The organism is Pseudoalteromonas sp. ASV78 (assembly GCF_047806705.1).
GTDB classification, from domain to species: Bacteria; Pseudomonadota; Gammaproteobacteria; order Enterobacterales; family Alteromonadaceae; genus Pseudoalteromonas; species Pseudoalteromonas prydzensis_A.
Window position 1 is genome coordinate 2,472,683 of the sequence record NZ_JBLOPA010000001.1, and the last position, 15,712, is coordinate 2,488,394.

Genomic DNA, 15,712 nt, shown 5'->3' on the forward strand with positions numbered 1-15,712 from the left:
CTTGCTCCTTATTGCGTGGCTGTAACGGCGGCATCTTTGAGTGTTAGCTCATTTGATCTAGACGCTTGAGGTTGATTTTGTGCCGCTTGTGGCAGTGTCACTTCACGGCTCTTACGATCGATTTCTTTCACCACTGGGTCATTCATACTGCCAGTTACTTTAAAATTAATTTCTGAAATAACCCGCGCTGAGTGAATCACTTTATCTATCGCCAATGCAGCCAGCCCAGTTACCGGATTAACCATCCACGCTACGATCACCGGAATACTCGATGTCACTTGTGGCGCAACCGCTAAATCATAATCTATTTCCATGGTATTGAGATTGGTGTGGCCTTTAATAGTTAAATCTGCAGGGACGCCATCCATTTTCGTATCTTGGGTATAGGCAATGCCTTGCTCTAACTGCATAGTACCTTGTAGGCTGTTATAGAAAAATCCCTTTGAAAACACATCTCTAAAGTCGAGCTTTAACTTGCGCACTAATGAATCAAGGCTAAGTAACGAAAATACCCGCGCACCACCATCGCTTACCTCAGCTAAGTGTCCTTCGCCTAAGCGCCAATCTAAATCACCCGACAAACTGGCTACATCAAATAAGTAAGGCGCATCTTGCCACGCGAGGTTAAATTTAATGTCAGCAGTTGAATCTTTAACTGTAGTGGTAATATCAAATTCATCAAATAGTTCGCCGATATCATCACTTTGCATATTACCGCTAAACTGGCTGATGCTATCTTGCCACTGACCTTTGGCGCGTAAAATATGCTCACCTTTATCAACCACAAGCTCTGACACTGTGAGTTTATGACCATCACCATAGAGTGATGCACTGACTTTATCGAGTTGATAACTTGCCACTTTACAATCAACACATTCAAACTCAATGGCCGGTAAGTCACTTAACCAAGTGTAATCTTGAGGCGTGTCTGCTGGCAACGGTTCACCCGTAGTTGGCATAAAATTAACACGTAAATAATCACTGGCGATATGAATTGGCCGACTTGATTTATCAAGTGGTATAAGGACTTGTGAACGCAGCTCTTTAGCATTAAGACGCAGGCTCAAATCACTGCCAATAGGCGCTAAACGCATTTCAAAATCATTAAAGGCAATATCGGCTATGGTTAATTGCTGTACTTGACCGACAATTTCTTTTAATGGTGGCAACACACCAGGTTGGTCTGACTCTGCTTGGCTAATCGTGATGATCTGCTGGATCAAATCAAGCCAAGGTAATAAATCTGTTTGTTGTAAATTAATAGCAACACTTAAGTCTTGCTGGTTTAGCCCTAAATCTTGCTTACCTAAGATGATATGCGCATTGCTTAAAGCGCCGCTGCTGTTCGCTAAAATGCCATTAAAATATGCGTTGTTATTGATATTCACAGTAATCAAATTAGAAATTTCATCACCTTGAACAACAGCCGTTAACGGCCAGAGCTGATCGACGCTTTTACTATAGGGTGCCGGTAATTCACTGCTGAGCCCCTCAAGTTGTGAACTCACATTGGCGCGATAGTTAAAGCCATCGGTTAAAAAGTTGAGCGCAACATTGATGGCAACTTCACTTTCACCATGTAAGTAACCTTTTAATAAACCTTGGCCATGCGAAATTAAGCTATCAGCATTTAACTGTGCTTTTATATCAATGTCAGCACGGTAATTTTGGTCAATGTTTTTACCATTAAAATTAACTTTCAGCGGCATTCCTAACCAGCTGGCTTGCGCATTTTTTAAGGTGATCTGATCATCATTAAAATGTAGCTTGCCAGTTACGCCCTCAAGCTGTAGCCCTGGCTGCGCTAAATACACTGGCAGGTTTTTTAAATTAACGGTGCCTTTAGCTGTTACATCTAACTCGTTTAAATCAACAAGTAGCTCAATATCAGCGCTGGCAGTGCCTTTACCTTGGATCACCGCAAATACATTTGCTAGTGGTTCTGCAATCGGTGTTGCTTGAAAAAACGGTAGTAACTTTTGCGCATCAGCACGTTTATTAATTTTTACACTGAGTAGATCTGCGTTCATTAGATCTGCAATACTGACATGCACGGCATCAGCAACGGCTAAATTAACTAATTGCCCCTGCTGAGAATAAATGTCCATACGCTGATTTTCAAAATGTAATTTGGCGCTAGCATTGGTCACTGCCGGCCAATCTGGGGCAAACTGGTAGTGCGCGTTATCGACCTGCGCTAACACTTCAAATTGCCCTGAGTTATCAGCAAACGGAAAACCCGTTAATGGCCCTGAAAACAACACTTGTGCCTGGCTGAGTTCGCCACCTTTAATTGCTCCAGTTAAGTAATCAACTAAGTTTTCCGTCATCACTGGGCGTGGAAAGTAATGGCTGGCAATACTGGCATCGGCTGCAAATGCTTCTGCGTATAAATCTAGCCGCGGCTGTTCGCCTAAGGTTAGTTTCATTTCAGCTGCAACGGTGACTTCTTCATTATCAAGCCAAATATTATCACTGCTGAGCTGCCAACCTTGTTCGCTATTGGCTAAATCAATTTGCATATTAAGCTGATTATATTTAATAGGATGACTAAAGGTGTCACCTGTCAGTAGTTCACTATTTTCACCAAACAGGTTGATACGGCCACGGTCTTGGTTAAGCAGTCCATCGACCAATAACCCTTGTACTGCCGGCACACCTTGCTCAGCAAGCCAACCTAACTGCTGTGCTTCAAACCATAACTGCCATTGCTGCGCTGAGCTAAATTGCAAATATGCACGCTTAACTTGGCCACTGGGCTGTCGAGTTAATAGCGGCTCTAATGCTGAAAAATCACTGAGTTGCGCCAACTTTGTCACTAACTCAAAGTCCAGCTGCTGTAACCAAAACTGCTGCTGGTTGTGATCTAACTGTGCTTCAAATTGAAAATCAGGCCACTGTTGTTGATCATTTGCGATCGCCAGCCCCGAACTTTTTAAGCGCCAACCTTGTTGCCAAGGGTAAAGCTCAAAGCCCCCTTCACTTAAACTAAATTGGTGACTTTCGGTATCTTGCTGCCAATGAATAAAACTCGGCAACCATTTAACCGTGACATCTTTGATCAAGCCATTTTCAATGCTTAACCATGATTCTAAATTGATATCTGAATTAAACTGCTCTTTATCGGTATTTATGTATTGCGCTAACCATTTCGAGACATCAACATTACTAGCTTGCACATAAATATCACCCAGCATGGTCTCAAGTGTTGAACCTGTTAACGCCAAGCGCGCATCGAAACTGCCCACTGAAATACCCGGTAAAGCGAGCGAGCCACTGCCTAGGTGTTGCCCTGGTTGGTTTTGCCAAACAATATTTTCAAGAATTAAACGGCGCTCTTTACCATCACCCAACATAAAATTAAGGCTGCTATTTTCAACCGCAAAATGCCCTGTTTCACCAAGAAACAATCCTTCGATCAGCTCTTTTTGCTCAAACGATACGTCACCGCTTTGTGAATCCAACATGCTCGGCATATCAACATTGGCATGAAAGCCGTTGATCACAAAATAACTTGATTTTAATTGCCACGTTTTAATGGTTTCCCAAATATTTAATTCGAGGCTGGCTTTGGCAATCGTAAGTGCAATAGGTGAGGTTTTATTATCTTCAAAGCTTATCTCTTCCAATACAATGGCAGGGCCTTTACCATGCCAACTAGCAGAAATAGCACCAATTGATAAATTAACAGCGAACTTATCGAACAGGTAACCTTCAAGATCACCTTTGTAATCATTGGCGTAAGGTAGCGTATATTTAAGAACAGAAACAACAACGGCCAGCAATACCAGGGTTATGGCACACACTTGCCATAACTTACGGATACAAAAAAAACAGACCGTCTTGGCTTTCATTACATCATAACCACGTCAAACTGCTCTTGGCTGTAGAGACTTTCGGTTTGGATACTTACTTGCTTGCCAATAAAGAGCTCAAGCTCTGCAAGGTTATGATATTCGTCATTTAGTAAAGCCTCACTGACCGCAGGGGCAGCGTAAACCATAAACTTATCTGCAGCGTAAGCGCGGTTTACGCGGACAATTTCGCGCAGTATTTCGTAACATACCGTTTCCACTGTTTTTTGCGAGCCACGCCCAGAGCAAGCCGGACACACATCACACAAAATATGCTCTAGACTTTCACGAGTACGTTTACGGGTCATTTCCACTAAACCCAGTGCTGATAAACCATTAATATTTGATTTAACGCGGTCTTTAGCTAATGCCGATTCCAATGAATGTAATACCCGGCGCTTATGTTCTTCGCTTACCATATCAATAAAGTCGATTATGATAATACCGCCTAAATTACGTAACCTAAGTTGACGGGCAATCGCCGAGGTCGCTTCAACATTGGTATTAAAAATGGTTTCTTCGAGATTACGATGGCCTACAAATGCCCCCGTATTTACATCAACCGTGGTCATCGCCTCGGTTTGATCGATAATCAAATAGCCACCTGATTTTAAGGTCACTTTGCGGTGCAGCGCTTTTTGGATTTCGTTTTCAACATCAAACAAATCAAAAATAGGACGCTCACCTGGGTAGTATTCTAACGCCTCGGAAAGAATAGGCACAAACTCTGCGGTAAAGCTTTTCAGCTCTTCATAGGTAAGCTTTGAATCAACCCGAATACGTTCCATATCTTCACCAACGTAATCACGTAAGGTTCGAAACGCCAGCGTTAAATCTTCATGCAGAATGCTTTCTTTGCTGGTTTTTTTGCGTTTAGTGACGATTTTTTTCCAGAGCTTTTTTAAAAACTCAGCATCGTGACGTAGTTCGGCCTCACTGGCGCCTTCTGCGGCAGTACGAACGATAAAGCTGCCGTCTTCGTCGCCATATTCACCAACAATGCTTTTTAAGCGAGCACGTTCTTCTTCGGTTTCAATACGCTGGCTCACACCAACATGGGTGGCATCGGGCATAAACACTAAATAGCGCGAAGGAATGGTAATATCTGTGGTTAAACGTGCGCCCTTAGTACCTAATGGGTCTTTAACCACTTGCACCATAATGTACTGGCCTTGGCGAACGAGTTCGCGAATGTCTTGTACTTTTTTGATTGGCTGCTCATCAACCCCTTCAACAATAGAAGCGCTGTTAACAATATCCGAGGCATGTAAAAAAGCGGCTTTATCTAAACCTATATCCACAAACGCGGCTTGCATACCCGGCAACACGCGGCTTATTTTACCTAAGTAAATATTACCAACAATACCGAGGTTACCAATGCGTTCTAGTTGAATTTCTTGCAATACACCGTTTTCAATCAGGGCAACACGGCTTTCACTTGGGGTGACGTTGATCAGTAATTCTATACTCATGTTACCTACTTAAGAATTCGCTTAATAATTTTTCGCACTCATATAAAGGTAAGCCGACAACCGCAAAATAGCTACCCGAAATATGAGTAACAAAGCGCCCGCCTAATCCTTGAATGCCATAGCCTCCGGCTTTATCTTGTGGCTCACCACTTTGCCAGTAGGCTTCTAATTCTTGTTCTGAGAGTGTTTTAAAGCTCACTTTAGTGGTTACAACACAACTCATTACCTGTTGTTCAGTAGCAAAAGCGATTGCCGTTAGCACTTCATGGCTGCGCCCTGATAGACGCTTTAGGGTTGCCATAAAGTCGGCTTTATCACGAGGTTTACCAAGGGATTGGTTATCAATAACCACCACAGTATCACTGCCAAGTACGGGGCGATCTGTGTATCCCATCGCAACACCTGTTTGGGCCTTTAAACGTGCTAAACGTTCAACAAGTTCGAGCGGGGTTTCGTCTGCTAGCGGGCTTTCATCAGCATCAACACTAAATTGTGAGAATGCGACACCAAGCTGAGTTAGCAACTCTTTGCGCCGAGGGGAAGCTGACGCTAAATAAATGGCGGTTTGCATTATCTGATCCTGAAATGACGGCGATATTTACGTAGCAATAAGAAAATCCAAGGCCAACTTAACATGCCAGTGACGACAGGCCATAAATACTGCGGGTTAAAATACACATCCATTAAAAAATGGTTCAACCAAAATTGCATTAAATGATACAAGGTTAAAAATAAGCCTACCAGTATCGCTTGCTGCCAAATTGAAAAATTACGAATTTTCTGGAAATTACTGGCGGTCACAAAAATACAAATTGAATAAGTGAGTGAATTGACCCCAAGTGGCGAACCAGTGGCTAAATCTATCAATAAGCCAACCACCCAAGCCGTACCAATATTTAATCTATGCGGCACTGCTAACGACCAGTACATTAACACCAATAACACCCAGTCTGGACGAAATGGTTCAAACGAAAATGGTAATGGCATCAATGCCATGATCAAAGCAAAAAAGATGCTCACGGCAATCAATAAAAAATAACGGCTATTCATTGCTGATAGTTTCCTGCTGATTGCGCCATAACACCACTAATAAACGGATCCGATCTAACTGAGCTATTGGCTCTGCGTAAACTTGTGCAAATGGCTGGCCTTCATCGCGATTAATTTCAGTCACTACAGCCACCGGATAACCTTCAGGAAACGTACCACCAAGTCCCGAAGTTACCAACACATCGCCAATTCGTACATCTAAACTGTGCGGTACATGGGAGAGTTTAACTGAATTAATTTTGCCAATGCCTTCAACCACTGTACGCACATCATTACGCAGAATACGCACTGGCGTGGCATGGGTTGTGTCGGTCATCAGTAATACACGAGAGGTTGTTGAACCAACTTTGGTAAGCTGCCCAACGACACCCATTTCATCAATCACCGCTTGCCCTTCACTAATACCATCAATGGTGCCACGATTGATCACCACTTGGTGACTATACGGATTTGAGTGTACAGAGAGTACTTGCGCGATTATTTTACGATTAGAATGTTTAGCAGAGGATCCCAATAAAGCTCGTAGCTTTTGGTTTTCTTTGCTTAAGAATTGATATTGCTGGAGTTGTTCACTTTGCAGTAATTGCTTTTTCTTTAGTGCTTCGTTTTCAGTAAGTAATTGATCGCGCGTGTGCAAGCTTTTAGCGCCAAGGCTAAATACTTCATAAGGTAAGTTGGCTAAATACAGTAACGGGCTCACTAAAGTATTTAAACTCGTGCGTACTGTGGTACCACCTTGGGTATAACGATCGCCGACGATCAACATAACACTCAATACCACTGCGACAAAAAGCCGCAGTTGTAAAGAAATGGCACGCCCAAACATTAATTTCATTAGTCGTAACTAAATACGTCACCACCGTGCATATCTATCATTTCTAATGCTTTACCGCCGCCACGTGCTACACAGGTTAATGGATCGTCAGCAACCACAACAGGAATGCCAGTCTCTTCCATTAATAAACGGTCTAAATCTTTAAGCAAAGCACCGCCACCCGTTAACACCATACCTTTAGCAGAAATATCTGACGCCAGCTCTGGTGGTGATTGCTCAAGGGCAACCATCACTGCGCTGACAATACCCATTAATGGCTCTTGTAGGGCTTCTAGGATTTCATGCGAGTTAAGCGTGAATGAACGCGGCACACCTTCAGCAAGGTTACGGCCACGTACTTCAATTTCAATCGGCTCATCCGTTTTAAACGCCGAACCAATTTGATGCTTAATGTTTTCAGCAGTTGCTTCACCGATTAAGCTACCAAAGTTACGGCGCACATAGTTGATGATTGCTTCATCAAATTTATCACCACCAATACGCACTGATGATGAATACACCACACCGTTAAGTGAAATAATCGCAACTTCAGTAGTACCACCACCAATATCAACAACCATAGATCCGGTTGCTTCTGATACTGGTAAGCCAGCTCCAATAGCAGCAGCCATTGGCTCTTCAATTAAATACACTTCGCGAGCACCCGCTCCCATTGCTGATTCGCGAATGGCACGTTTTTCTACTTGCGTTGCACCACACGGCACACAAATAAGCACACGTGGGCTTGGGCGCATAAAGTTATTGTTATGCACTTGCTTGATAAAGTGTTGTAACATTTTTTCAGTTACATAGAAGTCAGCAATTACACCGTCTTTCATCGGGCGAATTGCTTTAATATTACCAGGCGTTCGGCCAAGCATTTGCTTAGCTTCAGTACCTACAGAGGCAACACTTTTTGGACCACCAGCGCGTTCTTGACGGATCGCAACTACAGATGGTTCATTAAGGACAATGCCTTCATCTTTGACATAAATTAGGGTGTTGGCTGTACCCAAGTCGATCGATAGATCGTTTGAAAAAATACCACGGAGCTTTTTAAACATGAGGCTGGATGACCTTTGAAAAACGTTCTTATGTTAGCTTATGCACTTTAACATGCTGAATCAGTTCGGCAATAAAAAGCGTAGCTACCTTTGTTAATTGGGTAAAAAAGGAAGCATTGCTTCCTTTTTAAATTATTTTTTATCGTTCGCGTACTAGACGAAAACCGATATAATTTGCACGAAAGTCCGGCGCCAAAATCAAACGAGTTGAGGCGCGAGCTAAACTAGGCGCAAAATTCCACGCCCCACCGCGAACAGTCACATCCGCTTGTTCAGCCGACTTATGAGTCCATTCCCATACATTTCCTACCGTGTCGTAAAGACCAAACGCATTAGGTGCAAACGAGCCAGTTGGCGCTGCACTTTTGTTTGACCATTCACTACCACACCAACCACAATTGGCTAAATTTTTACCTATTTCGTTACCCCATGGGTATTCAGTTTTGGTACCAGCGCGTGCTGCGTACTCCCACTCAACCTCATTGGGTAACCGATATTGTTGACCTGTTTGACCAGACAACCAATCAGCATATGCTTTTGCATCGTTGTAAGTTAAACACACAGCAGGAAAATCACTGTTTTGCTCAAAACCTGGATTGCGCCAATTTAAATTAACTTCCCAAACTGGTTCGCCATTTAAGTAATAAGCACAGCCACGATTACGTTCAGCTTCTGTTTTATAATTGGTATTAGAAACAAATTGCTGATAAGCGCCTACCGTCACCTCTTTATTTTGCATAGCAAACGAGCTTGCAATGGTTTTTTCAACAACTGGGCGTTCATTAGCAAGACCATTACCGTTGATATCACCCATTTCAAACTTACCAGCTGGAATTACAACCATTGCAGCAGCGGCGTTACCACCTAGCGCAGAGCTGGTTACTGGTACCGTATTACGTTGCTCGCTAGTGTATGTCGGTGCAGCAATCGACTCAGGCTTTTTTACCAACTTAGCATGAATGGTCTGCGGCTTTCGCAAGTCAACACGCACGCGATAAGGTTGATACCCTTGCTTACGCACTTCAACATCATGAATACCACTTGGTAAAGACGTTGCTAAACGAGTTGAACCAAAACTTACACCATCAATAAACACTTCATCGTCATAAACATTTGAACGCAGCGTAAGTTCAATCATTTTATTTGCATCTAGCTGCGGCTTCACCGTTGGCATAGGTTTAACTGAATAATCGTGTATCGGTTGTTCACTCATACGCGACACCGAAACGTTGGTATTATCCTTACTATCACTGAATGTTAACTGACTATCGGTGAAAGTCGTATCGTAACTGCTTTGATACCCAGTGCTAAGCGGCGTGCCGTACTCTGAACAGTAGCGGTTATCAACAGTTAATAAGCTACACAAACGACTACTATTTACATCGCCACGCATAGTGACACTTAAGTTTACGTTGTAGTTACCTTGGCCACTAAACGCACTATTGACCACATGGCTACTTAAAACCTGTACCTGTGCACCCGCCATATTACGCTTAGGTTCAACTAGGCGCTCTTCCGTTAAATTAGCAAAAATTTGGTCTACAAAACGCTTGGTCGCTTTTTGCAAACCCATTTGCTGACCACGTTGCTCACACGCTGCTAACGTTTCTGTACGTTTACAGTTGATAGTATGGTTAACTTCTAATGTGCCTTCACGGGTAAATTCATTACGTAAGCGTTCAACTCGGGCTGTTGTTAATTGTTCTTTTAAGCTTTCGAGTGTATTTAGCTGGGTATGTTTTGCTACGCGAATTTGTTCAATGTCTTTGCGGTGGGATGCAATTGCCGCCAACTGCATCGCGATATCATCTTTATTTTGTTTGTGATCAACCACAGCCTGCTGATAGCGCGCTTGTGCTGCACTAATATCAATACTGGGATCGTCAATTAAACGACGATACATTTCATTCATGGCATCAAGTGCTTGATTTTTTTCTTTGTCTAGCTCAGTCGAACGAGTTCGTAATAAATCTAGTTGACTCTGTAACTGACTTTCTTCTTTTAAGTGTTTTTCAAGTATCTGTGTAGCGTTATCGTATTCAGCTTGTTTAATACTGATCTCAGATTCAATTCCAGTTACTGTGGCTGTATCTTGTGCAAATACACTCGATGCAAACAAACTAGCTGATATTAATAGAGACAAAGGAGCAATTCGCATATATTCCATTCCCAAAAAGCGGCAATTATTTGGTCATTATTTATTTTTTATAATTAAACTCTTATGCTATGTACTTGCAAGGCAAAACACAAGCTTTGTTCAAAAATTATCTGAGTTTACAACTATTACCGTACTTCATGCCAGTAAATTACCATCACATAGTATGAAAATAGCCCCTTTTCTTGTTCATAGCTAATTTGTTAAACTTATGGCCCATTTATTTTAAGTTGCAACTGTGAATTTAATCCCTGAGTCTCCACTGCAAAAAATCACTTGTTCGATGCTGAGTGAACAAAGAATATCTTTATCGATAAAACGTGACGATCTTCTACATCCGTTAATAAACGGCAATAAATGGCGAAAATTAAAATATAACTTAACTGCAATGAAAACAGAGGGTAAAACAGAATTAGTTACTTTTGGCGGTGCTTTTTCAAATCATATTCATGCCTGTGCAGCCGCAGGAAAGCAGTTCAACTTGAAAACCCATGGCATTATCCGTGGCCCTGAACTTGATCAGCAAAACCCGACCTTAAAGTTTGCCAAACAATGCGCTATGCAGCTGCACCCAGTTACCCGTTTAGAGTATCGTGAGCGACACAACCCTGATTATTTAGCGCAATTGCAAACACGTTTTCCTAACGCCTACATACTGCCAGAAGGCGGGACAAACAAAGCCGCTCTGCTAGGCTGTAAAGAGCTTGCGCAGTCATTACCTAACGCTGATTATGTTATCTGCCCAACCGGTAGCGGGGGCACGCTAGCTGGATTGATTGAAGGTTGCGATAACACCACTCAGGTTTTAGGGGTTGCGGTATTAAAGCAAGCTGATTATCTAGTGGATGAAATCAAATCTCTTAGTGCAATTGCTATGCAGCAGCAAAACTGGCAATTACTCACCCAGTTTCATGGTGGTGGTTATGGCAAGTTTAGCCCTGAACTTTGGCAGTTTTGCCAAATGATGCAAACTCAACATCAACTACCGTTCGAACCAATTTACTCAGGAAAAATGATGTACGCTTTATGGCAGCTAATAGCTCAGGGTTATTTTCCTGAAGGCAGCCAGATCATTGCTATTCATACCGGCGGCCTGCAAGGATTAAATGGACTGCGTTACCGTCAGTTAATAGGTTAATTTACCATTACATTAGTAAACTCTTGCAAAGGCTCTGTAAAGTAAAACCCTTGCGCACCAATGACGCCCTGCTTTTTAAGCATATTGAGCTCTTGTTGCGTTTCCACACCAACACCGTATACAGGTAAGTTTATTCGCTCAGCACTCACGACAATTTGGCGCACCATTTTTTGCTGCGTTACATTTTTATCAATGTTGTGAATTAAATCGTAGCTTAATTTTAGTCCTTTGATCCCTTTATAAGACGCCAATAAAGCGATTTTATCGTGCGATGCAACATTATCAATTAATACTGAGCTACCCACTGATTTAATCGTACTAAAAGCAAATTTCAAAAGCTGTTGGTGTTGATAAAAATCCACTTCAGATATTTCAAACTGTAGTTTATCAGCGCCTTTTAGGGTTTTCATTTTCTCGCCAAACCAATGCCAGTAATCATCATCAAACCAGTTAAAGGCATGTAAGTTAATACTAACCGTCAAAGAACTTGGCTCACTTTTTAATAACTTAATAACTTGCTCCAATACTGTTTTATCCAACAAGGTAATTGCGTCATCACTTTTCAATTGCGGGATAAATTGTCTAGCCGACAGCATGCCTAGTGATTTATGACGTACTCTGATCAAAGCTTCATGCTGTAATATATCACCACTGGCAAATTCAAACAGCGGTTGAAAAAATAACATAAACTTCTTTTTGCCAATGTAATCAGTTAGGTTCTCAGAACTATTTGCCAGCACTGTTGACCGTGTGTAGTTAAATGGCACACGGTGAATATGCTGCCAAGCACTTTGCTTTGCGAGTGTTAATGCTGATTTTGTTAACTGATAAACTATCGTTTGGTCAGCACCATCACGGTAATTACATACCCCTATTTTAATTTCTTTACGGGATAGATCACCGCGATAAAGCAAAGATGCTTGGTAAATCGTTTGATGTAACCGCTTGGCGTAAGTATCAACATCGGCCTGCGGTATATTCTCTAAAGTAATTGCCAAGCCACCTGAAGATAGTAACTTCACAGATACCCGAGATAACTCTTTAAAGCCTTTGACTATAATAACTTTAAAATGACTTTCTAAGTCCACATTAGCTGGAAATGGCTGTGCCCAATAAAGTAGAGCAAATAGATGGTTGTGATTATTTTGAATGCCGTACATGCCCGTGATCACAGCATCTTCTCTAGCTACCTGTTGGTGCTTAGTCGCAACAGCATTGCTGTCACCAATCGTAATATTATGAAGGGGTAAGTTAACGGGCAATTGAGTGTGCGATGCTTTAAAATCGCTGATTTCAGCAACCGTATCGCGTCGTTTGAAAAGCACCCGCCACCAGCGATAGCCCCATGTAATAGCGCCAATCATCACTAAATTCAATAAAATAAATAGCGGGCTTTCTATAACCCAAAAAGGCAAATGGTAAAGCTTTAAACTAACCGTTTTATATTTATAGATATCACTCTCTTGGGCCATAAAAGCAGAAAAATGAAACGGCATACTCTCTGGCTCAAGCATAAAACCATGCTCGCCAGCAAGTGCTGCAATGATGTCTCTATCTGCGATTTGCTCCAGTTTTAAGTTATATACTTGCTTTGCTAATTGACTGCCTTCGATGTGTACTTTTTGATGCAATATCTCGCCTAATAAGAGATTAAATACCGTCAGTAAAAGCATAAAAGCAATCACATAAATACTTAGCATCCGTACTTGTGCATTTTTAAATTGAGTCACCATGGCTGTTACGCTGTTTGTACTAATAGCTCAAGTGTTGTTCAAGATCCCTATAAACACAAGGCTACAGCATGATTAAAGATAATTTTAGATTCGATAAATCGAGCAAAAAAGCCAAAACTGGCGTTTTTTTAAAGACCTATGAATTTGCAAATTTCAAATAAAAAATGTAACCGGAGCAAGTGCGTGGCAAGTTAAATTTGTTGGCATGCATTTTTTACCAACAAAGATAAAAAAAGGGCCTGTAAAAACAGACCCTTGAAAATAATTACTGATAATTTAGAACGGGATATCGTCATCAAAGTCGATTGGTGGTTCCATCGGGTTTGATGCGCCGCCTTGTGGAGCATTTTGTGGCTTAGGTGCAAAACCACCTTGTGGTTGCCCGCCACCTTGTGGAGCATAGCCGCCACTTTGGTATTGATTACTTTGCTGTGGTGCTGCAGCAGGTTGCTGACGAGCAGCTGGTGCTTGTTGTGGCGCTGGCGCATAACCACCGCTTTGCTGTGGTGCACTTTGCTGTTGAGTGTAACCACCTTGTTGTGGTGCGCTTTGCTGTGGAGCGCTCTGTTGCTGGCCGTAACCAGCTTGAGATTGACCGCCTTGGCTTTGCTGTTGGCCACCTTGATAACCGCCACCTTGCTGATCACCACCACGGGCACCTAGCATTTGCATTTGGCCAGTAAAGCCGTCTACCACGATCTCAGTGGTGTATTTCTCTTGGCCTTGTTGGTCAGTCCATTTACGGGTTTGAAGTTTGCCTTCAACGTAAATTTGTGACCCTTTACGGCAATATTCACCTACAATTTCAGCTAACTTGCCAAAAAACACCACACGGTGCCATTCTGTTTTATCAACCATTTGACCGGTGTTTTTGTCTTTATAGCTATCTGACGTAGCCAAGGTAATATTCGCTACACCATTGCCGTTAGGCATATAACGTACTTCTGGATCTTGACCTAAATTACCAACCAAGATTACTTTGTTCACACCGCGTGCCATGGACCTTTCTCCTATAAACGTTATATTAAACCAGCCGCTTTGCGGGCTTGGTCTAGGTCAAATTCTTTATCATCAATCTTTAAATAGCTACGATTTTCATCGCATACTACCGTTGCTTCTATTACACCTGGTAAAGCAACTAAACGAGACGCAAGGGTTTGCGCTTGCTGCTCATTACTTAATTCTGTCATTAAGCTTATCATTTTACTTCTTGGCGGGACTTGCATATTCCACGCAAGGATAAGCCATATTAACCCAACAACTGCGGCTGCGGCAAACACTGCTTGCGGCGTTGCTGATTGCGCAACGTAACCTCCTAAAATACCACCTAAAAAAGCACCAAAAAATTGCCCAGACGAAAATACTCCCATCGCCGAGCCTTTTTGATTGGCAGGTGAAAAGCGCGATACCAATGCCGGCATGGTCGCTTCTAAAAAGTTAAACGCGACAAAATAGGCCAACATACATAACGCCATGCCTATAATATTATCAACCCATAACGCCATTGCCGTCATACTCATAGTCAATAACGCAACTGAAGCGATAAAGGCCTGCTTTTCTTTTTCTTTACGAATGGCGATGATCATCATAGGTGCCATTAACAAAAAGCCAAAGATCAACACCGGAATATATATTTGCCAATGTGCTGATGCGACCAGACCATTAGCAATCAATTGCCCAGGTAGCGCAACAAAAATAGTGGTTAGGGTTAAATGGAGCAACATAATGCCCACATCTAAACGTGCTAATTGTGGGTGTTTAATAAGCTTTTTAATATCAGTAAAGCTGGCTAGCGTATCGCCTTTGGGCGCCTTATTAACGGCTTTTGGCACTAAAAATAGCACGATAAAAATACCAAGGATAGCCAATGCCGCCGTCAACCAAAATATACCCGCAATGCCCCAAGCCGCGGCGACCATAGGCCCAAGCAACATGGCGACAGCAAAGCTCATCCCAATACTCATGCCGATTACGGCCATCACTTTTGGTCGTTGTTCGTCACGACTTAGATCAGAGGCAAAAGCAAGTAATGAACTGGCAATCGCCCCCATTCCCTGTAATGCACGCCCTACAGTGACCATTTGCAAGGAATCAGCAGTGGCTGCAATAACAGAGCCCACAGCAAACAAACATAAACCACCAACAATAACTTTTTTGCGGCCTATTTTATCTGATAACCAACCCATAGGTATTTGTAACAGCGCTTGTGTTAAACCATAAGCACCAATAGCAATACCAATCCATAACGGTGAAAACCCAGCTAAATCTTGTCCATAAATAGCCAGCACTGGCATTAACATAAATAAGCCAAGCATACGAAATGCAAACACACTCGCGAGCGATACTGCGGCGCGTTTTTCTCGTGAATTAAGTGAAGATGCTGTCATGATTCGCGTGTTCTTGCTGTCTATTAAAATTCGAGCAGGGATTCT

Annotated in this window: 11 protein-coding genes; 1 reads left to right on the forward strand and 10 read right to left on the reverse strand. The window is 42.3% G+C overall.

Features of this window, described 5'->3' with window-relative positions; all coding sequences use genetic code 11:
• Window positions 1-8: 8 nt before the first annotated feature.
• The 7 genes from ACMVDV_RS11260 to ACMVDV_RS11290 form a co-directional block, all read right to left on the reverse strand.
• The gene (locus tag ACMVDV_RS11260; RefSeq protein WP_416158180.1) at window positions 9-3,854 is read right to left on the reverse strand and encodes a YhdP family protein; all 3,846 of its coding nucleotides are present in this window, start codon (window positions 3,852-3,854) and stop codon (window positions 9-11) included.
• Window positions 3,854-5,326, reverse strand: coding sequence for a ribonuclease G (gene rng / locus ACMVDV_RS11265; protein ID WP_304178957.1), 1,473 nt, complete (start codon window positions 5,324-5,326; stop codon window positions 3,854-3,856). The genes ACMVDV_RS11260 and rng overlap by 1 nt, the downstream gene beginning before the upstream one ends.
• Window position 5,327: 1 nt before the next feature.
• Window positions 5,328-5,897, reverse strand: coding sequence for a Maf family protein (locus tag ACMVDV_RS11270; protein WP_416158181.1), 570 nt, complete (start codon window positions 5,895-5,897; stop codon window positions 5,328-5,330).
• Window positions 5,897-6,376 (reverse strand): rod shape-determining protein MreD, encoded by a 480-nt coding sequence (gene mreD / locus ACMVDV_RS11275; RefSeq protein ID WP_192540890.1) that lies wholly within the window; start codon window positions 6,374-6,376, stop codon window positions 5,897-5,899. Before mreD ends, ACMVDV_RS11270 begins: the two co-directional genes overlap by 1 nt.
• A complete protein-coding gene (gene mreC / locus ACMVDV_RS11280) occupies window positions 6,369-7,211 on the reverse strand; it encodes a rod shape-determining protein MreC (RefSeq protein ID WP_304178962.1) in 843 nt (280 codons plus the stop codon). The genes mreD and mreC overlap by 8 nt, the downstream gene beginning before the upstream one ends.
• Window positions 7,211-8,254, reverse strand: coding sequence for a rod shape-determining protein (locus ACMVDV_RS11285; RefSeq protein WP_016709506.1), 1,044 nt, complete (start codon window positions 8,252-8,254; stop codon window positions 7,211-7,213). Before ACMVDV_RS11285 ends, mreC begins: the two co-directional genes overlap by 1 nt.
• Before the next feature lie 139 nt (window positions 8,255-8,393).
• Complete coding sequence (locus tag ACMVDV_RS11290) at window positions 8,394-10,412, reverse strand: SUMF1/EgtB/PvdO family nonheme iron enzyme (RefSeq protein WP_416158182.1); 2,019 nt, start codon at window positions 10,410-10,412, stop codon at window positions 8,394-8,396.
• A gap of 280 nt (window positions 10,413-10,692) precedes the next feature.
• Here ACMVDV_RS11290 and ACMVDV_RS11295 point away from each other — a divergent pair, with 280 nt between their 5' ends.
• Entirely contained in the window at window positions 10,693-11,547 is an 855-nt protein-coding gene (locus tag ACMVDV_RS11295) for a 1-aminocyclopropane-1-carboxylate deaminase/D-cysteine desulfhydrase (protein WP_416159091.1), read from the forward strand.
• Here the strand turns inward: ACMVDV_RS11295 and ACMVDV_RS11300 are convergent.
• The 3 genes from ACMVDV_RS11300 to ACMVDV_RS11310 all read right to left on the reverse strand — a co-directional run bounded on the left by ACMVDV_RS11300 (window position 11,544) and on the right by ACMVDV_RS11310 (window position 15,667).
• Complete coding sequence (locus ACMVDV_RS11300; RefSeq protein ID WP_416158183.1) at window positions 11,544-13,280, reverse strand: EAL domain-containing protein; 1,737 nt, start codon at window positions 13,278-13,280, stop codon at window positions 11,544-11,546. The genes ACMVDV_RS11295 and ACMVDV_RS11300 overlap by 4 nt on opposite strands.
• A gap of 276 nt (window positions 13,281-13,556) precedes the next feature.
• Window positions 13,557-14,279 (reverse strand): single-stranded DNA-binding protein, encoded by a 723-nt coding sequence (gene ssb / locus ACMVDV_RS11305; RefSeq protein ID WP_416158184.1) that lies wholly within the window; start codon window positions 14,277-14,279, stop codon window positions 13,557-13,559.
• A gap of 20 nt (window positions 14,280-14,299) precedes the next feature.
• Entirely contained in the window at window positions 14,300-15,667 is a 1,368-nt protein-coding gene (locus ACMVDV_RS11310) for an MFS transporter (RefSeq protein ID WP_416158185.1), read from the reverse strand.
• Window positions 15,668-15,712 lie beyond the last annotated feature (45 nt).

Bases quoted from the DNA above. Each gene is read 5' to 3' on its own strand.
- ACMVDV_RS11260 (WP_416158180.1), bottom strand. From the start codon at position 3,854: ATGAAAGCCAAGACGGTCTGTTTTTTTTGTATCCGTAAGTTATGGCAA.
- rng (WP_304178957.1), bottom strand. From the start codon at position 5,326: ATGAGTATAGAATTACTGATCAACGTCACCCCAAGTGAAAGCCGTGTT.
- ACMVDV_RS11270 (WP_416158181.1), bottom strand. From the start codon at position 5,897: ATGCAAACCGCCATTTATTTAGCGTCAGCTTCCCCTCGGCGCAAAGAG.
- mreD (WP_192540890.1), bottom strand. From the start codon at position 6,376: ATGAATAGCCGTTATTTTTTATTGATTGCCGTGAGCATCTTTTTTGCT.
- mreC (WP_304178962.1), bottom strand. From the start codon at position 7,211: ATGAAATTAATGTTTGGGCGTGCCATTTCTTTACAACTGCGGCTTTTT.
- ACMVDV_RS11285 (WP_016709506.1), bottom strand. From the start codon at position 8,254: ATGTTTAAAAAGCTCCGTGGTATTTTTTCAAACGATCTATCGATCGAC.
- ACMVDV_RS11290 (WP_416158182.1), bottom strand. From the start codon at position 10,412: ATGCGAATTGCTCCTTTGTCTCTATTAATATCAGCTAGTTTGTTTGCA.
- ACMVDV_RS11295 (WP_416159091.1), top strand. From the start codon at position 10,693: ATGCTGAGTGAACAAAGAATATCTTTATCGATAAAACGTGACGATCTT.
- ACMVDV_RS11300 (WP_416158183.1), bottom strand. From the start codon at position 13,280: ATGGTGACTCAATTTAAAAATGCACAAGTACGGATGCTAAGTATTTAT.
- ssb (WP_416158184.1), bottom strand. From the start codon at position 14,279: ATGGCACGCGGTGTGAACAAAGTAATCTTGGTTGGTAATTTAGGTCAA.
- ACMVDV_RS11310 (WP_416158185.1), bottom strand. From the start codon at position 15,667: ATGACAGCATCTTCACTTAATTCACGAGAAAAACGCGCCGCAGTATCG.